This window comes from Vibrio sp. B7, from assembly GCF_963888765.1.
Taxonomy (GTDB): Bacteria; Pseudomonadota; Gammaproteobacteria; order Enterobacterales; family Vibrionaceae; genus Vibrio; species Vibrio anguillarum.
Map to the genome: position 1 here is coordinate 200,630 of NZ_CAWPKR010000011.1, position 19,063 is coordinate 219,692.

The following is a 19,063-nucleotide window of genomic DNA, read 5'->3' on the forward strand; positions in this document are numbered from 1 at the left end:
GGTGGTATATCCATCGGGCTTTATTTTGTATACTACCGCCCTTCCGTTTACATAATAATTCTCATTAAGCCTTCGAAATGGATAAGAAAAAGCAACGTAGCTTGAATAATTGGCTCAAACAGCAAAGTAAACTGGCAAAACGCTGGTTAATGATTGCTGTTGGCCTTGGCGTATTATCAAGTGTGTTTTTGCTGGCTCAGGCCGCACTCCTCGCCTCCATTCTGCATCAACTGATTATTGAACAAGTTGATAAAGCAGAGCTCATTCCCTATTTTCTTGGTTTGGTGGTGACGATTGCCGCACGTGCCGCGTGCGCATGGGGGCGTGAAATTGCGGGTTTTCGCTGCGGAGAGCAGATCCGCATTTATATCCGTCAGTTAATACTGGATAAAGTTCGCGAGTTGGGACCTGCTTACATTAAAGGTAAGCCTGCCGGTGCATGGGCAACATTACTGCTTGAACAAGTCGAAAACATGCAGGACTTTTTTGCGCGCTATTTACCGCAGATGTCATTATCTGTGTTGATCCCGTTTATGATTTTGATTGTGGTCTTTCCCGTCAACTGGGCGGCGGGTTTGATTTTCTTAATCACCGCACCCTTAGTGCCGCTGTTTATGGCCTTAGTCGGTATGAAAGCAGCCGATGCTAATCGTAAAAATTTCAAAGCTCTGCAGCGGTTATCTGGTCACTTTTATGATCGCCTGCAGTCGATGACTACAATACGCCTATTCAACCGCACACAAGCCGAAGCCGATCAGCTTAAAGGCGCTTCTGAAGTCTTTCGCACTCGCACAATGGATGTATTGAAAATCGCCTTTCTATCATCAGCAGTGTTAGAATTTTTCACCTCGATATCGATCGCCATCACCGCCGTTTACTTTGGTTTTAGCTTTATTGGCGAGTTGAATTTCGGCTACTACGGTACAGCCGTAACTCTATTTTCCGGCCTATTTATCTTGATCCTTGCGCCTGAGTTTTATCAACCATTACGTGATTTGGGCACCTTTTATCACGCCAAACAACAAGCTGTCGGCGCGGCTGAAAGCATTGTCGAGTTTTTGGAAACAGACATCAGCAAAGTGAAATCAGGATCTATCTCGCTCGACGGTGCACAGCAGATTGACATTGTAGCGCAAGATCTCGAAGTGTTTAGCCCAGAAGGAAAACGCTTGGTCGGTCCAATTTCATTTACGTTAGATAACCATTCAACCACTGCGCTTGTCGGGCCAAGCGGTGCAGGTAAAACCAGCTTAGTAAACGCCATTTTAGGCTTCATGCCTTACCAAGGCAGTTTGAAAATTAATGGTATTGAACTGAGCGATCTTGAGCATACCAGCTGGCGTAAGCAGATCAGTTGGGTTGGGCAAAACCCACTATTGGTGCACGGAACCATCGTTGAGAATATCAGCCTTGGCAAGTATGACATGAGTGACGAAGCGCTTCATTCGGCTTTAGACAATGCCTATGCGGCTGAATTTGTCGACAAACATGGTTTGGATTACGCCATCACCGATCGATCTGGTGGATTATCTGTCGGACAAGCTCAGCGAATTGCACTTGCTCGCGCGCTGCTACAAAACGGCAATTTTTGGCTACTTGATGAACCAACCGCCAGCTTAGATGCCCGCAGCGAACACTTAGTGATGCAAGGTTTGAACCGCCAAATTCAACACCACACCGCTTTAATCGTGACGCACCAATTAGCACCATTAAAATCGGTGCAACAGATTTTGGTGATGCAAAATGGGGCGATAGTTCAAACAGGCGATTACAACACACTCAGCCAGCAAAAGGGTCTGTTTTCAGATATGTTACAAGCTAATCAAGCGCTTGATGAAGCCAATAAGGGGAACCTTGATGCGTGATCTCATCCCTTACCTTAAATTGTATAAAAAGCACTGGTTTGGTTTATCTCTCGGCATGCTGCTGGCCTTTTTAACCCTGTTTGCCTCGATTGGTCTACTGACCTTATCCGGCTGGTTTTTATCCGCAGCGGCCATTGCTGGCTTAACCATTGCTCGTGAAACATTCAACTACATGCTACCGGGCGCGTTTGTACGTGGGTTTGCCATGGGACGCACTGCAGGACGTTGGGGTGAGCGTGTTGTCAGCCATAATGCTACATTCAAGCTGCTGACGGATCTGCGTATTTTCTTCTTCCAAAAACTCGCGCCACTGATCCCAGGTCGTGTGTCAAACCTCAGAGACGCTGATTTACTCAACCGTCTAGTGGCAGATATCGATGCTATGGATCACGTCTATTTACGCTTAATCAGCCCAGTAACCGTGGGTGTACTAGGCATTAGTGCGTTAACGGCATTCTTATGTTGGTTCGACCCTGCCATTGGCTTAACCCTTGGTGCAATTCTTCTAACGCTACTGCTCGTGTGGCCAGTCCTCTTTTATAAACTGGGTCAGCGTAATGGTGCCGAGCTCACCCAGCACAAGGCGGATTTGCGTATTGCAACGCTTGACTGGTTGCAAGGCTACAGTGAACTGACCCTGTTTGGTGCAGAAAACCGTTACCGTGAAGCGATTCTTAGCGCGCAGCAAAAATTGCTGGTCAATCAATTGGCTAACGCTCATTTTTCTGGCCTTGCACAAGCACTGCTCATGCTCGCTAATGGCTGGACGCTTGTGTTAGTGATCTGGCTTGCCGCCGATGGTGTGGCAGGTAATCAACCCGACCCGATGATTGCACTGGTGGCTTTTGCAACTATGGCAAGTTTTGAGCTGCTGATGCCGATTGCTGGTGCATTTCAACATTTAGGGCAAACACTCACTTCTGCTCGCCGCCTCAACGATATTATTTTGGCTGAGCCTGAAGTCCAATTTCCTACCGCTTCAACTCAGCACTCAGGTCAATTCGATATTGAATTTTCAGACGTAACCTTTCACTATCCTGACAGCAGACAAGATGTGCTACGCGATGTCAACCTCCATATTCCCGCAGGGCATCGCGTTGCGATAGTGGGACAAACAGGCTCTGGCAAATCAACCTTAATGCAATTGCTGTCACGCTATTGGGATCCACAGCAAGGTAGCGTCTCCATTGCAGGTACCCACTTAACAGCATGGAATGAGAGCGAACTTCGCCAAACCATCAGTGTGGTTAGCCAACGTGTAGATGTACTCAATGGCACGCTACGAGACAACCTCGCGATGGCCAATCCAAGCGCAAACGATCAACAGTTGGCTCACGCCTTAACGCAAGTCGGTTTACATACTCTATTGGACGATCTAGGTTTGGACGCATGGCTGGGTGACGGCGGCCGTCAGCTCTCTGGTGGAGAGAAACGCCGCATCGGTATCGCGCGCGCACTGCTCCACAACGGTTCAATTTTATTACTCGATGAACCCACGGAAGGCTTGGATAAACAAACAGAGCAGCAAATTCTGGCTCTATTTCAACAGCATTTTGCGCATAAAACGGTCCTCTTTATTACTCACCGCTTGGTCGAGTTAGAAACAATGGATGCTATTTGCCTGATTGAACAAGGTGAAATCGTGGAATACGGTAGCCACCAAGCGTTATTGGCCAAACAAGGCCGCTATTTCCAACTACAACAAACCTTGTAGCCATAGTTTGTCATTTGCTCGTTATGAGACTTATCTTTTTTAGGAACACTATGCTGAATTAGGTAACTGAAGCTTGGTATGAAAAATCTTCGCCCTCTTGCTTTGAGAGTCAGTGCATGAGGGTGAAGAAGCTGCCTTGCAAAGAAGCGGCAGTCAACCAAACTCGCTAAATATGTACCTCATCAGCTTAATAAATACTGAGCGTACTACTCATTTTATAGGTGAGATTTTTAATTAATATTCAAGGACAAATGGTTAATGAGATCTTCCGCTGGCATTGGGTGCCCTAGGTAGTAGCCCTGCACTTGTTGACAGCCCATTGCCTGCAAAATTTTCAATTGGTTGGCCTTCTCTACGCCTTCTGCCACAATGTCGATGTCAAAACTTTGCGCCATAGCAATAATGGCATTCACTATCGTTCTTGAACGATCATCATTTTCTACTTCAGAGACGAAACTGCGGTCAATTTTGATTTCATCCACAGTAAGATCTTTGAGCATGGCAAGTGACGTATAACCAGTGCCAAAATCATCGATGGAAAAAGTAATCCCGTTAGATTGCAGATTAGAAATAATTTCAACACTCTTTTTCATATCGGTAAGCGTTGCTGTTTCCGTAATTTCAATGCGTATGTATGAGTTCAAATTCTCATGCTGCTGAATAGCGTTCTTTTGTTTCTTTGCAACATTAAGAAAGAGCCTCAGTCGCGGAAACCATCAGCTCTCTGGCGCTGATACCATCGGCTGGGTAAATGGCAACACCTATGCAGCAAGTTGTTTCAATATTGTGTTGCTTGGCCCGATGGGTATACAGACGTTGGACGCTCCGAACATGAGAATCCATATCTACAGCGTCACTCAACTTTACAAAACTGGCAAACTGATCGGCATGTAAGCGCGATACTAATGAGCTGGGCAAAGTCATTTCGTTAATATCGTGAGCTAAATCCTGCAAAAATGCATCTGCACGCTCAAACCCCAGAGTTTCGTTGATACTTTTAAAATCGTCGACATCAAGGTAACAAAGAATAAATCGCTCATTAGACTTTAATTTTTTGATCGTTATATTGAGAGTACGCACAAACATACTAAGGCTGTGCAGCCCAGTGAGGCTGTCCATATCATTGGCTTTTTCTAGTAAGCGATTCCCTCTAAGCACCAACATGAGCAAAAGTAAGGCGGTAATAATGACAAACATCAACCCCTTATAGGTTTGAGCGAGAGCGCGCAACTGGGCGTTATCTAGCAATAATTCGACTGTCATATCCGAGAATAATATCCAGAGCACGGCAAATGTTGCGTAGATAAGTGCCACTTTAACGGCTGAGATGCCTGCTCTATCCATGTTTAACTAACTCCAAATCTACCCGCCTGTGATCGTAACATTGTAGCATCACTAAAATTTAGTCAACCATACCATACATGCCACATGTAGCCTGCTTCTTCACTCTACTCACTTAATACCAGAAAATATGAACATAGGGATGTCAATCCATGCACAAGTGCTCAATACCAACTCTATTGTTTTAATTTTTATTTTATTATCAATGTCTTAAATGAAAAAATCCCGAGCTTAGCTCGGGATTTTAATATCAACTAACAGGCAACGAGAAAGTTTCGCTTATCGACGTGGCGCTTTCGCTTTACCAGTTTGAGGCCGACCAGTGCCGCGGCTACCATCGGCACCACTGTTACGGGTACTTGAAGCAGGCTTGCGACGGCCAGTAGTTGTGCCATTGGTTGTCGTACCGTTAGTTTTTTTTCCATTCGTCGTTGTACCATTGGTCGTACGACTTTTAGGCTTGCCAGTCGTCGTTACGCGCTCTTCATGGCGCTTAACGGCACGGCGAATTTTTTGGCTACGCGCACGCTCACGAGTACGTGAAGTGTTGTCTTTGCTCAAATCTAGCATCGTCTCTTTTTCAGGACGCAGTTCAACCAATTCACGTAAATAGTTTACATCTTTAAGATCCAGTTCCATCCAACCGCCGCGTGGCAGTTTTTTGTCCAAATAGATCTCGCCATAACGAACGCGTTTCAAACGGCTCACTGTGGTATCTTGAGATTCCCAAAGACGACGAACTTCACGATTACGGCCTTCGTTAATCGCGACGTAGAAAGTATGGTTCATACCTTCACCACCAGCGTAAACGATATCTTCAAAGCGTGCCAAGCCATCTTCTAGCTCAACCCCTTTAACGAGGTTACGCACTTTCTGTTCGTTCACTTCGCCAAAAACACGCACTAAATATTCGCGTTCTACTTGACGGCTTGGGTGCATAAGGCGATTAGCCAATTCACCATCGGTAGTAAAGAGAAGTAAGCCTGAGGTGTTGGCATCTAAGCGGCCAACTGAAATCCAACGCGAACCACGAATTTTAGGTAGGCGATCAAATACCGTCCGACGACCTTCTGGATCATGACGGGTACAAAGCTCACCTTCCGGTTTGTAGTAAGCAAGCACTCGACAAATAACCTCTTCTGGCGCTTTAACGGAAACAGCATGTCCATCAATACGCACAACCGCGTTATCATCTTCTAGACGCTCGCCCAACATAGCTACCTTGCCATTAACACTGACACGTCCTGCTCTAATCAAAGCTTCTAACTCACGACGAGAACCATGACCAGCTCGTGCTAAAACTTTTTGTAACTTTTCGCTCATTTATCTACCTATGTGTCGTCTTCACAGACGTCGAATGAAAAAATGCGACCCCAAAATCGCGGCCGCATAGTATCTCAAATTCTACGCCAAAAAGCACTCGTTTTGATGGCCTACTCAAAAGCTATTCAAAAGGTGTTGGATCGCCCGCTCCCACGCGAGCAACCACCATCTCATCTTCACTGAAATCAATCACTGTCGTCGGCTGTTCACCTAAATAACCCCCATTTAAAATGACATCCACGGCGTGCTCAAGACGATCCCGAATCTCTTCTGGATCCGATTCTGTATGGGTGTTGCCGGGCAAAATAAGTGAGGTGGACATTAGTGGTTCACCTAACGCTTCAAGTAAATCAAGTGCAATACGGTTATTAGGCACTCGGATACCGATCGTCTTACGCTTCGCATTCATTAACCGACGTGGCACTTCTTTGGTCCCTTTAAAAATAAACGTATAAGGGCCAGGTGTATTATTCTTTAGCAAGCGAAAAGCGGTATTATCTACACGCGCATAAAAAGAGAGCTCTGACAAATCACGGCACAGCAAGGTAAAATTATGCTTATCATCAAGGCGGCGAATTTGGCAAATACGCTCTAATGCTTGTTTATTTTCTAGTTGGCAGCCTAGTGCATAACCAGAATCCGTTGGGTACACAACAACTCCGCCATTGCGGATAATGGCAACCGCTTGAGTAATCAAGCGAGTCTGCGGGTTTTCTGGATGAACGTAAAAAAACTGGCTCATTGTAATTCCTCATTATTGAGTCTATCTACGGGGCTTAAACCCCAATCTTTCCAGACAGGATCGACGCCAGAAGGCAACCAAAGATTTCGCCCCAGTTCCATCCAAGGTGAGGGGTAATGAAAGTCACTGCCTTGAGAAGCTAATAGATTGTATTGTATGGCATAATCGGCCAAATTACGTCTTTCTTGTGGCGCTTGTTGTGGCTGTGCCACTTCCATAGCGTCACCACCCGCTTCTACAAACGCCGTTATTAAGCGCTTGAGCCACTTGGTCGTCAAGTCATATCGTCCAGGATGCGCTAATACCGCTTGGCCACCAGCGGCGTGTATTGCTTCAACGGCATCGGTCATCGAGCACCAACTTGGTGGTACATACCCGGGATTATCGCGGGTGAGAAACTTTTTGAACACCTGCTGCATGTTCTTCGCAAAACCCTGTTCAACCAGCCATTTTGCGAAATGCGCACGAGTAATCGGTGCTTCTCCGGCGATGGCTTGCACCTCTTCTAACACCCCTTCACGTGTCACTTTTTGCAATCGTTGTGCAATCAATTGTGCGCGCTGCACACGATGTGCCTTTTGCTGCTCAATTAACTGCTGCAGAGCTTGAGCGTTTGAGTCGATGTTGAGCCCAACAATATGAATATCTTTATTTTGCCAAACCGTGGAAATCTCGATGCCATCGATCAAGGTGATGGGTAATTGTTGCTGATTAATATAGTCATGAGCAATAGTTAATGCATCAGTCGTATCGTGATCAGTGATCGCCAATACCTCAATATCAAAGCTTAGCGCCCTATCGATTAACGCTTGCGGCGATAACCTGCCATCTGAAGAAGTGGTGTGGCTATGTAGATCAATTCTCATAATTTTATTTTGGCCATCTTTTAGGCTTGACTTTTTACTCTCGCACTAGTTAACTAGTACGCAAATGCAAGGCACGTATTTGAGGTTGACCATGTTACAAGAATTTAACCAAAACCATAATCACAATTTAAGCGCAGCTTCATCTGAGCTCAATTGGTGGCACACTTGGACAAGTTCTTGGTGGGCAACCGTGTACTTTTAAAATAGAACACGAATTCACAAAGCCCGCCTCAATGAGCGGGCTTTTTATTTTGTCGAATAGCTCACATTACATTGCGCAATAAAACAGCGACCCCCCCAAAGTGATGATTGGGTCTCTAAGAGGATTATGCGAGTATGGACGACAGGAACATTAAAATTCATCAAGGAGGTCTTGTGAATAAGACCATTGAAATTAAAAGCTTAGGCCAAATTGACGTAATCAATATGTCCGTGCCTTATACCCAAGATCCAACACGTCTATTTCATACGCTATGTGAGTCAAAAACAGATTGTTTGCTATTAGAATCCGCCGAGATCGACTCAAAACAGGATCTCAAAAGTCTATTATTGGTTGATGCTGCCGTGCGCATCACTTGCTTTGGTCACGTTGTCACTTTTTACGCATTGACAGACAATGGTCAACAGCTCATCGAACATCTACAGCGTAATATTAAAACGGATATTGAACATCAGTTACAACAAAATACCTTAACACTTCAATTTCAAGCACCATGCGACACGCTAGACGAAGATTCTCGCCTACGCGAAGCCTCTTCTTTTGATGCACTACGTCTCGTGCAGCACAGTTTCGATCTTCGTCATCACGATAAACATGCCCTCTTTCTAGGCGGTTTATTTGCCTACGATTTGGTGGCCAACTTCGAACCGCTAGGAAATGCCGATACGACTAATCAGTGTCCAGACTACGTTTTTTATATCGCAGAAACCTTATTGGTGATTGACCATAAAACTGAGCATTGTCAGTTGCAAGCCAGTGTTTTTAACCCCACGCCAACAATGCGTGAAACATTAATTACTCGTTTACAAGAGATCGCGCAGCAATGTGCTGCACCCAAATTACTACCGCAAGCCAAAACCGTAGCTAACGTAATCGTGACAACGAATATTTCTGACCAAGAGTTTTGCAAGACCGTTCAAGCGTTAAAAGAATTTGTCGTGAAAGGCGATGTTTTTCAGGTGGTCCCTTCTCGCCGATTTACGCTGCCTTGCCCTTCACCACTTGCTGCTTATAAAAAACTGAAAGAGAGCAATCCAAGCCCTTACATGTTTTATATGCAAGACGAACGCTTTACTCTGTTTGGCGCTTCTCCTGAAAGCGCATTGAAATACGCCACCGAAACCAACCAGATTGAGATTTACCCTATCGCAGGGACTCGCCGCCGTGGTAAACGCGCTGATGGTTCAATTGATTTTGATTTAGATAGCCGCATTGAACTTGAGCTACGTTGCGACAAAAAAGAGAATGCTGAACACATGATGTTGGTCGACCTTGCGCGCAACGATGTCGCACGTATTGCACAAGCAGGAACGCGCCACGTCGCTGATTTATTGAAAGTGGATCGCTACAGTCACGTTATGCATTTGGTTTCTCGCGTGGTGGGTCAACTCCGAAACGATCTCGATGCACTGCACGCTTACCAAGCCTGCATGAATATGGGCACACTCACTGGTGCGCCGAAAATTCGGGCCATGCAGCTTATCCGTAACGTGGAAAAAGCCCGCCGTGGCAGTTACGGTGGCGCGGTAGGCTACCTTACCGGGGAAGGCGATTTAGATACTTGCATCGTGATCCGCTCGGCTTATGTCGAACAGGGTATTGCGCAAGTTCAAGCGGGCGCTGGGGTCGTTTATGATTCAGACCCTCAATCGGAAGCCGACGAGACACGTGGTAAAGCACAAGCCGTGATCTCTGCAATTCAAGCCGCGCATCAGGAGTAGCAGACATGGCCAACATTATTTTTATCGATAACTTTGATTCCTTTACCTACAACCTTGTTGATCAATTCCGCTCACTCGGCCATACGGTGACAGTTTATCGCAACAACATCGCCGCACAGAGCATTGAACAAGCGGTCTTTCAATTGGATGAACCGCTGCTGCTACTCTCCCCCGGACCGGGCGCGCCCGCAGACGCGGGATGCATGCCACAATTAATCCAACGCCTTAAGGGCAAAGTGCCGATCATTGGCATCTGTTTAGGTCACCAAGCGATTGTTGAAGCTTACGGCGGCACTGTCGCGGGTGCTGGCGAAATTATCCATGGAAAAATCTCGATGATGGAACACCAACATCACCGTATTTACCAACAGCTACCGTCACCATTAGCCATTGCTCGTTATCATTCCCTAGTGGCTACTGAAGTTCCGGATAGTTTAACCATCACGGCAGAGGTTGATGGGCTCGTGATGTCCGTGGTGCAAGAGCAAGATAAAGTGTGCGGCTTTCAATTTCATCCAGAGTCCATCATGACTACTCATGGCGCAGCATTGCTTGCCAATGCGATCGATTGGGCTTTAGAAAAAAGCACCCACTAACGGATTTATAGGGATATTTTATGGAAAACATCATTAATAAACTTTACGCGCAGCAGTCGCTCTCGCAAGCAGAAAGCCAGCAACTGTTTGATCTCATCATCCGTGGTGAACTCGACTCTATTTTGATGGCAGCGGTATTGACGGCACTGAAAATCAAAGGTGAAACACCCGATGAAATTGCTGGCGCAGCCAAAGCATTATTGGCTAACGCGGCCCCGTTTCCAAGGCCAGACTATGATTTTGCAGACATAGTCGGCACTGGTGGTGATGGCTCAAATACTTTTAATATTTCAACCACCGCAGCATTTGTTGCTGCTGCCTGTGGCGTAAAAATTGCCAAACATGGTAATCGTGGAGTATCGAGCAAATCAGGCTCTTCTGATCTACTGGATTCATTTGGTATTAACCTTGCGATGAGCGCTGAAAATACTCGCCAAGCCATCGATGATTTGGGCGTCGCTTTCCTATTTGCGCCGCAATATCATGGTGGCGTGCGTCATGCGATGCCCGTGCGCCAAACCATGAAAACGCGCACTATCTTCAATATATTAGGACCGCTAATTAACCCTGCTCGCCCCAACATTGAACTGATGGGTGTTTACAGTAAAGAACTGGTTCTGCCTATTGCCCAAACCATGTTACAAATGGGATTGAAACGTGCAGCGGTCGTTCATGGCAGTGGTTTAGATGAAGTGGCGATTCATGGTGAAACCTTAGTGGCTGAAATTCGTGATGGACACATCATCGAATACACCTTAACACCTAAAGATTTTGGTGTTGAAAGCTACCCACTCGAAGCCATTCAAGGTGGTGAGCCTGCGGAGAATCGCGCCATTATCACCAACCTGCTGATAGGGAAAGGCACGCCAGCGCAATTGGCTGCCGTCGCTGTTAATGTGGCGCTGCTGCTGCGTCTTTTTGGCCAAGAAGATCTCAAAGCCAATACACAACAGGCCATTAGTGTAATGAACTCGGGCAAAGCCTATCAGCTTGTCCAACAACTGGCACAAAGAGGTTAAGCCCCATGCCTGAGCAACTTTCTGACCACATTTCAACCCAGCATACTCAAATGGCTGAAGTATTGGCCAAAATCGTCAATGACAAATATGAATGGGTCGAGCAGCGTAAAACGCAGCAACCATTGGGCAGCTTCGAACACTTATTAACCGTATCGGATCGCTCGTTTTATGATGCGTTAAACACGGGTAAAACCGCTTTTATTTTGGAGTGTAAAAAAGCGTCACCTTCCAAAGGACTCATTCGCCAAGATTTTGATTTGGATTATATCGCCTCGGTTTACCATCAATATGCAGACGCCATTTCAGTTTTGACTGATGAAAAATATTTCCAAGGCAACCTCGAATTTCTGCCACGCGTTCGCGCGCAAGTAAGCCAACCTGTGATTTGCAAAGATTTTATGGTTGATGTTTATCAGGTTTATTTGGCTCGTCATTACAGTGCAGATGCCATTTTATTGATGCTGTCCGTCCTTGATGATCAACACTATCAAACGCTAGCCAATGTGGCTCACCAACTGGGTATGGGTATTTTAACCGAAGTGAGCAATGAGGAAGAGCTGCATCGGGCAGTCGCCCTGCAAGCGAAAGTTATTGGCATTAATAACCGCAACTTGCGCGATCTCTCAACCGATCTAAATCGCACTAAACAGCTGGCACCTTTACTCCCAGAAGGAACCGTGATCATCTCTGAGTCTGGCATTTATACTCACCAACAAGTGCGTGAACTTTCGCAATACGCCAACGGATTTTTAATCGGCAGCTCGTTAATGGCCGAAGAAAATTTAGAGCTAGCGGTACGCAAAGTGACGCTCGGCGAAAACAAAGTGTGCGGCTTAACTCATGCTGACGATGCGGCCAAAGCCTATCAAGCTGGAGCCGTGTTTGGTGGCTTAATTTTTGTGCCGCAATCCAAACGCTATGTCGACTTGGACAATGCACGTTTGACGATGAGCGGCGCACCGCTGCGCTACGTGGGCGTGTTTCAAAATCACACTATTGAAGCCATTACGCAGATTGCTACGACGTTAAAACTCTTTGCGGTGCAACTGCATGGCGAAGAAGATCAAGCCTATGTTGACCAATTGAGAGCTCACTTACCTAGCCAGATTGAAATCTGGAAAGCTTATGGCGTGAGCGACTGCCTACCGACCAAACTTGAGCGCCACATTGACCGTCATTTATTCGATGCCAAAGTAGGAACGCAATCTGGCGGCACTGGCCAACGTTTTGACTGGCAATTACTAACCAAGATAAACGATGTCATGTTGGCGGGTGGCTTATCCCCTGAAAATGCTCAGCAAGCAGCAAACATCGGTTGTTTAGGGCTCGATCTCAATTCAGGTGTTGAGAGCGAGCCGGGGAAAAAAGACTTACACAAGCTAACCCTAGCGTTCGACGCTATTCGGCAGTACTAACACTAAATCGATTCCCATTGGCTTGAAAAGCGAGTGACTCACCCAGCCTCAAGGTCAAGTAGCAAGGGATAACAACAGATTCATTACCGCTGAATCACTCAGCAGTAACACAGAGACTAAGGATACGAATCATGGCAAAACTCGATGCCTATTTTGGCGAATACGGTGGTCAATACGTTCCACAAATTTTAGTACCAGCGCTTGACCAATTGGAACAAGCTTTTATTGATGCGCAGGAAGATCCTGAATTTCGTGCTGAATTCATGACGTTACTACAAGAGTATGCAGGTCGGCCAACGGCGCTAACTTTGACGCGAAACCTCACGAAAGGCACAAAAACCAAATTGTATTTAAAACGTGAAGACTTATTGCACGGTGGCGCACACAAAACCAACCAAGTACTTGGTCAGGCACTGCTTGCTAAGCGTATGGGTAAACATGAAATTATTGCCGAAACAGGCGCAGGGCAACATGGTGTTGCAACAGCGTTGGCCTGCGCACTACTGGGGCTAAAATGTCGCGTTTATATGGGTGCAAAAGATGTTGAACGCCAAAGCCCCAACGTGTTTCGTATGAAGCTAATGGGGGCAGAAGTGATCCCCGTTCATTCAGGATCAGCAACACTTAAAGATGCGTGCAATGAAGCGCTACGTGACTGGTCTGCCACCTATGAAACCACCCACTATTTATTAGGTACAGCAGCGGGTCCTCACCCATTTCCAACCATAGTCCGTGAATTTCAACGCATGATTGGCGAAGAAACGAAACTGCAAATTTTGGCTCGCGAAGGTCGTTTACCAGATGCGGTGCTTGCTTGTGTCGGCGGCGGTTCGAACGCGATTGGCATGTTTGCTGACTTTATTGAAGAAAAGAATGTCCGTTTGATTGGCATTGAGCCAGCAGGAAAAGGCATTCATACCCACCAGCATGGCGCGCCATTGAAGCACGGCAAGACAGGTATTTTCTTCGGCATGAAATCACCTTTGATGCAAGATGAAAACGGGCAAGTAGAAGAGTCTTACTCGGTGTCCGCTGGGCTTGACTTCCCTTCTGTTGGCCCTCAGCACGCTCATCTTTATGCGACAGGCCGCGCTGAGTACGAAAGCATTACCGATGACGAAGCACTCGATGCTTTCCAATCGATCGCACGTAACGAAGGTATTATTCCCGCGCTGGAATCATCACATGCGGTTGCTTACGCCGTGAAGATGGCGTATGCCGAGCCAGAAAAAGAGCAGTTATTGGTCGTGAATCTATCCGGTCGCGGCGATAAAGATATTTTCACCGTCCATAAACTATTAGAAGAGAAAGGAGCGCTGTAATGGATCGCTATCAAACCCTATTTCAGCGTTTAGCTGACAACAATCAAGGTGCGTTTGTTCCATTTGTGACCATCGGGGACCCAGATCCAGAGCAATCACTGCGCATCATGCAAACGCTAGTGGACGCAGGAGCAGATGCATTAGAACTCGGTATCCCTTTCTCTGATCCGCTCGCTGATGGCCCAACCATCCAAGGGGCGAATATTCGTGCACTGGATGCAGGGACGACTCCAGATATCTGCTTTGAGTTGATCACCAAAATTCGCGCGCAATATCCCGACCTGCCTATCGGACTACTCATGTATGCCAACCTCGTTTATTCACGCGGCATCGAGAACTTCTACCAACGCTGTAAAAATGCAGGTGTGGATTCAGTATTGATCGCCGATGTTCCGACTAATGAAAGCCGTGAATTTGTCGCGGCGGCAGACAAATACGGGATTCAACCCATTTTCATCGCACCACCCACCGCCAGTGATGAGACCCTGGCCGCGGTCGCCAAACTTGGCCGTGGCTATACTTATCTACTGTCTCGATCCGGTGTGACAGGAGCAGAAACAAAAGCCAACATGCCAGTACATGCCTTGTTGGAAAGACTGAACCAATTTGATGCCCCACCCGCATTGCTTGGGTTTGGGATATCAGAACCTGAGCAAGTCAAACAGGCCATCACCGCTGGTGCCGCTGGCGCAATATCGGGATCCGCAGTGGTGAAAATTATTGAACAACGACTTAATCAGCCAGATGAAATGTTAACGACTCTCAGCCATTTCGTTTCCAGCATGAAAGCAGCAACGTTGAAATAAATTGGTTTGCAGCAAAAACCAACCCGATCGATTTCTGAATCAAACCAAGAAATCGATCTTTTTTTTAACATTTACGCCTCGCCAAATTCATTCACAAAACACAAATCAACCACTCATTGAATTGACAAAACAAATAGCAAACGTTTTCTTTTTGAAAAAACCACGTTTCATGTCAATGAACTATCAATAATCTTGTCAATTTACCTTGTTACCATATTGCTAAATGTAAAATATCCGTGTAAAAAGCTAGTCGAAACATTTATCCACCGATTGATATTTATGTAGTGGGTAACACTAGGAATTTACAATTAATTAGCACAGAGGTTATGGAAGTGTTAAACAAAAAGAGTTTGTTAAGCAACATTGGCGTGCAAGTCGTCATTGCAATGATCATTGGTACTGCCGTTGGTGCCATGATGGGACACGATGCGGCCGTCTTTTCGCCACTGGGTGTCATTTTTATCAACCTAATTAAGATGCTGGTGATCCCACTGGTGGCCGTTGCGCTTATTTCCGGTGCTGCGGGCCTTGGTAATAGCCACGCGGCGGGTAAAGTCGGTTTTGTCACACTCAGCTTTTTTGCGGTCACTTCCGCACTCGCCGTAACGCTGGCACTGGTAATGGGCGAAGTCTTCCAACCGGGTATCGGCGTCGATATTTCGGGCGTTGAAGGTATGTTTTCTGCCGAATACGCAGCAAAAGGTGAACTACCTACTTTTTGGGCAACCATTACGGGTATGATCCCAACCAACGTTTTCCAGTCACTGAATAATGCCAACATTCTACAAATCCTTGTTTTTTGTTTGTTCTTTGGCATTGCCATTTCTAAACAGAGCAAAGAAAAACGTGACCCGATCATCAATGGCGTAAACACCATTGTTGATGCCATGGTGTGGATGATCAACAAAGTGATGATCATCGCGCCTATCGGTGTATTCGGTTTGATGGCTGAAGCCGTCGGCACGTTTGGTTTTGGTGCACTGATGGTGGTATTTAAGCTGTTTGTCGTTTATGTCGCGGCCATTTTAATTTTCGGCTTTATTGCTTACCCGCTGATGATTCAGCTCTTAACCAAGACGTCGGCTAAGAAATTTATCCTTGCGATGAAAAAGCCTCAAGCCGTAGCCCTTTCAACCGCGTCATCAATGGCGACACTCCCTGTCACTATGGATACCGTAGAACACGACCTTGGCGTACGCAACTCAACTGCCGCCTTTGTTCTGCCATTAGGTGCCACCATCAACATGTCTGGCAACGCCATCTATTACGGTTTAGTTGCGATTTTCTTCGCCCAGCTATTCAATATTGATCTCTCGATGGGCGCTTACATTGCCATCATCGTAACAGCGACACTGGGCGCCGTCGGTCAGGCAGGTGTTCCTGGTCCTTCTTTCCTTGTAGTAGCCGTTTTGCTAGCGGCTGGAATTCCAATTGAAGGTTTGCCACTACTGTTCGCCCTAGACCGTATCTTCGACATGATCCGTACCGCGCTCAACATCACAGGGGATGCCGCGTGTGCCGTTATTGTTGATGCTTTGATTGAAGAAGAAGCCACTGAGGCCTCATTGGAGCAGCAAAAAGCCTAACTCATCACAGAGCATCATTGATCCAATACAAGCCGCATCCTATGCGGCTTTCTTTTTGCATCGCAATTTGCAAAAAAAACAGTTCTCATACTAAAGTTAATCATTAAAGCGCCCTATGACTGACGATAAAGTTGGCATTGCGATTGCTATAATAAACGACACCTCTTTCGTGCCACATAGCAGCGGCAAACTTTTGGCGTTAGCACGAATCGACTTGGAGTATGAGTAATGGATATTCATCGTGATACTTATTATGGTTTGATTCACCACGGGATCCGAGAATTGGTTATCGATCGGATTGGCCATTTCAGTGAATTTGAATACCACCAATATCTAGGCTTAATTACTGGCAAAGATTCCTGTTTTTCAATGACAGATGAAGAATTGCAGATAGCCGTCGCCAATTTAAAAAGTGAAGGCTATTTAGAAGATATGAAACGAGCAATACCACAACTTGAAACCAGCGGCTGGGAACGCTGATCCATTTCTAGTTAATTTGTTTCGAATTGTCTCTTTCTATTTAGCTCTGACACGGTTTTGGTTAGACTGTGCGCAACGTTTAAATCGGAAGCATAAATACGAATGAAGCAACTTATTGATTTTATACCACTTATCATCTTTTTTGCCCTTTTCAAGATGTACGACATCTATGTCGCCACAGGGGCACTTATCGTGGCCAGTGCGGTACAGATTGCCCTGACCTACGCACTGTATAAGAAAGTTGAAAAAATGCAGATCATCACGTTTTTGATGGTGACTATCTTCGGTGGTATGACGATTTTCTTTCACGATGACAATTTCATTAAATGGAAAGTCACCATTGTTTACGTTGTTTTTGCCTTGGGCTTGACCATCAGCCACATCATGGGCAAATCAGCCATTAAAGGAATGCTTGGCAAAGAGCTAACCTTACCTGAACACGTATGGGCAAAAATCAACTGGGCGTGGGTTTTCTTTTTCAGCGTTTGCGCTGTACTAAACATCTACATTGCATATCAACTGCCATTGGATGTTTGGGTCAACTTCAAAGTATTTGGCTTATTAGCCGCAACTTTTGTTTATACCTTATTAACGGGCGTTTTTATCTACAAACACCTGCCAAAAGAGAAGCAAGTTTCCGAGAGCAAACCCTCCTCGCACGAGCACTGATTACACTAACCTTCTCGCTAGGATTCATTCAGAGGACTCTTTGAGTGCAAAACAGGCTGTCTTTGGTATAATCCGTCCCTATTTTTCAGCGACCACTTTGGTCGCTGTTTTGTTGTTGTGGATGTCGAAAAATGAATCAGGAAAATAGCGCCCCAAGAGGCCAATTATTGCTACGCACCTTAGCCATGCCAGCAGATACTAACGCCAACGGTGACATTTTCGGCGGTTGGATCATGTCTCAACTCGACTTGGCTGGCGCAATTTTAGCCAAAGAGATCTCATTTGGCCGCGTTGTCACTGTGTCTGTTTCTAGCATTACGTTTAAAAAACCCGTCAAGGTAGGTGATGTGGTGTGTTGTTATGGTGAATGCACCAAAATTGGCCGCACTTCAATGTCAGTCAATCTTGAAGTATGGGTAAAACCCATCAAATACGACAGCGTGGGAGATCGTTTCCAAGTATGTGAAGCAACCTTCAATTATGTCGCCATTGATACTGATGGCCGCCCTCGACCGATTAAGCCTAGCAACTGATCACAGAAATTCAGTTTGGTTGCTTTCAATACGCGCCAGTTTCAGTACAGTAAGGCCTCGACTTCATTATCAAACAATAAGGATATCAATATGTGGTACGTTATTTTCTCTCAAGACGTAGAAAACTCGTTGGAAAAACGCATGAGTGTCCGGCCACAACATTTAGAGCGCTTACAAACCTTGCAAGATGAAGGTCGTCTATTAACCGCAGGGCCAATGCCAGCAATTGATTCGGAGAATCCAGCAGAAGCTGGGTTTACGGGGTCAACAGTCATCGCTGAGTTTGATTCTTTAAGACAAGCTCAAGCATGGGCGGATGCCGATCCTTATGTTGCTGCCGGTGTGTATCAACATGTTATCGTTAAACCCTTCAAGAAAGTATTTTAAGATGAAAGTCATTCTCTGTGCTCTGTTTACAACGCTGGTACTGGTGGGTTGTAGCTCGAATGGTGATCAGCAAAAATATTTGGAAGCCGTAGCCAGTAATCGCGCGAATGTGATTAGCGCTGAGTTACCCTTAGAGTTTGGCCCTTTGTCCGTGATGCGTGCCAGTGCTAAAGGCAGTACGGTGGAAATTATGATGATTTACAATGAGGATCAAAAAGGAGCAAAGCCGATTGATCAAGTGTTGAAAACCAGCATCAATACCTACTGCTCGGATTCAACCACACGCGCTAACCTCGACCTCGGCTTAACTTATCGAATTAAAATGCGCAATACGCGGGGCCAACTTGTTGTAGACCAATTCATTAGTAAAGCAACTTGTTCGGCACAATAGTCCTCCCCTTATTAGTGATGACCACCACTTTATTCGTAAAAAACAGAGGCTTCATTTGAGGCCTCTG

At 45.9% G+C, this 19,063-nt stretch carries 20 protein-coding genes and 1 other annotated feature; of the genes, 15 read left to right on the forward strand and 5 right to left on the reverse strand.

The genetic code is table 11. The features are described from left to right. Nucleotides 1–77 precede the first annotated feature (77 nt). Both cydD and cydC read left to right on the forward strand, forming a co-directional pair. A complete protein-coding gene (gene cydD / locus AACV32_RS05965; RefSeq protein ID WP_170894762.1) occupies nucleotides 78–1,865 on the forward strand; it encodes a heme ABC transporter permease/ATP-binding protein CydD in 1,788 nt (595 codons plus the stop codon). Next, complete coding sequence (cydC, locus tag AACV32_RS05970) at nucleotides 1,858–3,579, forward strand: heme ABC transporter ATP-binding protein/permease CydC (RefSeq protein ID WP_170894763.1); 1,722 nt, start codon at nucleotides 1,858–1,860, stop codon at nucleotides 3,577–3,579. Before cydD ends, cydC begins: the two co-directional genes overlap by 8 nt. Nucleotides 3,580–3,809: 230 nt before the next feature. On the opposite strand, the gene AACV32_RS05975 is transcribed toward cydC, so the two are convergent. The 5 genes from AACV32_RS05975 to rnm all read right to left on the reverse strand — a co-directional run bounded on the left by AACV32_RS05975 (nucleotide 3,810) and on the right by rnm (nucleotide 7,851). Continuing rightward, on the reverse strand, nucleotides 3,810–4,223 hold the full coding sequence (locus AACV32_RS05975; RefSeq protein ID WP_231564206.1) for an EAL domain-containing protein: 414 nt from the start codon (nucleotides 4,221–4,223) through the stop codon (nucleotides 3,810–3,812). A 43-nt stretch (nucleotides 4,224–4,266) separates the two neighbouring features. Beyond that, entirely contained in the window at nucleotides 4,267–4,923 is a 657-nt protein-coding gene (locus AACV32_RS05980) for a GGDEF domain-containing protein (RefSeq protein ID WP_236732704.1), read from the reverse strand. A 276-nt stretch (nucleotides 4,924–5,199) separates the two neighbouring features. Beyond that, the gene (rluB, locus tag AACV32_RS05985) at nucleotides 5,200–6,243 is read right to left on the reverse strand and encodes a 23S rRNA pseudouridine(2605) synthase RluB (protein ID WP_013857138.1); all 1,044 of its coding nucleotides are present in this window, start codon (nucleotides 6,241–6,243) and stop codon (nucleotides 5,200–5,202) included. Nucleotides 6,244–6,364: 121 nt separating this feature from the next. Then, on the reverse strand, nucleotides 6,365–6,985 hold the full coding sequence (locus AACV32_RS05990; protein ID WP_013857139.1) for an L-threonylcarbamoyladenylate synthase: 621 nt from the start codon (nucleotides 6,983–6,985) through the stop codon (nucleotides 6,365–6,367). Next, nucleotides 6,982–7,851, reverse strand: a complete 870-nt coding sequence (rnm, locus tag AACV32_RS05995; RefSeq protein WP_017042022.1) for an RNase RNM — start codon at nucleotides 7,849–7,851, stop codon at nucleotides 6,982–6,984. Before rnm ends, AACV32_RS05990 begins: the two co-directional genes overlap by 4 nt. Nucleotides 7,852–7,915: 64 nt before the next feature. Here rnm and AACV32_RS06000 point away from each other — a divergent pair, with 64 nt between their 5' ends. The 13 genes from AACV32_RS06000 (at nucleotide 7,916) to AACV32_RS06060 (ending at nucleotide 18,996) form a co-directional block, all read left to right on the forward strand. Then, entirely contained in the window at nucleotides 7,916–8,053 is a 138-nt protein-coding gene (locus tag AACV32_RS06000; RefSeq protein ID WP_010318233.1) for a hypothetical protein, read from the forward strand. Continuing rightward, nucleotides 8,000–8,102: a sequence feature (Trp leader region), on the forward strand. Its footprint overlaps the gene before it by 54 nt. A 124-nt stretch (nucleotides 8,103–8,226) precedes the next feature. Next, complete coding sequence (locus tag AACV32_RS06005; protein WP_170894764.1) at nucleotides 8,227–9,792, forward strand: anthranilate synthase component 1; 1,566 nt, start codon at nucleotides 8,227–8,229, stop codon at nucleotides 9,790–9,792. A 5-nt stretch (nucleotides 9,793–9,797) separates the two neighbouring features. Beyond that, the gene (locus AACV32_RS06010) at nucleotides 9,798–10,388 is read left to right on the forward strand and encodes an aminodeoxychorismate/anthranilate synthase component II (RefSeq protein WP_013857142.1); all 591 of its coding nucleotides are present in this window, start codon (nucleotides 9,798–9,800) and stop codon (nucleotides 10,386–10,388) included. A 20-nt stretch (nucleotides 10,389–10,408) separates the two neighbouring features. Further along, entirely contained in the window at nucleotides 10,409–11,407 is a 999-nt protein-coding gene (gene trpD / locus AACV32_RS06015; RefSeq protein WP_170894765.1) for an anthranilate phosphoribosyltransferase, read from the forward strand. Between the two features lie 5 nt (nucleotides 11,408–11,412). Next, nucleotides 11,413–12,822: a bifunctional indole-3-glycerol-phosphate synthase TrpC/phosphoribosylanthranilate isomerase TrpF gene (trpCF, locus tag AACV32_RS06020; RefSeq protein WP_170894766.1), complete on the forward strand. Its 1,410-nt coding sequence runs from the start codon at nucleotides 11,413–11,415 to the stop codon at nucleotides 12,820–12,822. Nucleotides 12,823–12,953: 131 nt separating this feature from the next. Beyond that, on the forward strand, nucleotides 12,954–14,144 hold the full coding sequence (gene trpB, locus AACV32_RS06025; protein ID WP_013857145.1) for a tryptophan synthase subunit beta: 1,191 nt from the start codon (nucleotides 12,954–12,956) through the stop codon (nucleotides 14,142–14,144). After that, complete coding sequence (trpA, locus tag AACV32_RS06030) at nucleotides 14,144–14,950, forward strand: tryptophan synthase subunit alpha (RefSeq protein WP_170894767.1); 807 nt, start codon at nucleotides 14,144–14,146, stop codon at nucleotides 14,948–14,950. The genes trpB and trpA overlap by 1 nt, the downstream gene beginning before the upstream one ends. 326 nt (nucleotides 14,951–15,276) lie before the next feature. Continuing rightward, on the forward strand, nucleotides 15,277–16,536 hold the full coding sequence (locus AACV32_RS06035) for a dicarboxylate/amino acid:cation symporter (protein ID WP_170894768.1): 1,260 nt from the start codon (nucleotides 15,277–15,279) through the stop codon (nucleotides 16,534–16,536). Between the two features lie 228 nt (nucleotides 16,537–16,764). Continuing rightward, nucleotides 16,765–17,016 carry a hypothetical protein gene (locus tag AACV32_RS06040; RefSeq protein ID WP_017044617.1) on the forward strand — a complete coding sequence of 84 codons (252 nt, stop codon included), beginning with the start codon at nucleotides 16,765–16,767 and terminating at the stop codon, nucleotides 17,014–17,016. A 102-nt stretch (nucleotides 17,017–17,118) separates the two neighbouring features. After that, nucleotides 17,119–17,685 (forward strand): septation protein A, encoded by a 567-nt coding sequence (locus AACV32_RS06045; RefSeq protein ID WP_017042013.1) that lies wholly within the window; start codon nucleotides 17,119–17,121, stop codon nucleotides 17,683–17,685. Between the two features lie 131 nt (nucleotides 17,686–17,816). After that, nucleotides 17,817–18,218 (forward strand): acyl-CoA thioester hydrolase YciA, encoded by a 402-nt coding sequence (yciA, locus tag AACV32_RS06050; RefSeq protein WP_013857152.1) that lies wholly within the window; start codon nucleotides 17,817–17,819, stop codon nucleotides 18,216–18,218. Nucleotides 18,219–18,308: 90 nt separating this feature from the next. Continuing rightward, nucleotides 18,309–18,605: a YciI family protein gene (locus AACV32_RS06055; protein WP_013857153.1), complete on the forward strand. Its 297-nt coding sequence runs from the start codon at nucleotides 18,309–18,311 to the stop codon at nucleotides 18,603–18,605. Nucleotide 18,606: 1 nt separating this feature from the next. Beyond that, nucleotides 18,607–18,996: a GspS/AspS pilotin family protein gene (locus tag AACV32_RS06060; protein WP_013857154.1), complete on the forward strand. Its 390-nt coding sequence runs from the start codon at nucleotides 18,607–18,609 to the stop codon at nucleotides 18,994–18,996. The last annotated feature ends 67 nt before the right edge of the window (nucleotides 18,997–19,063 follow it).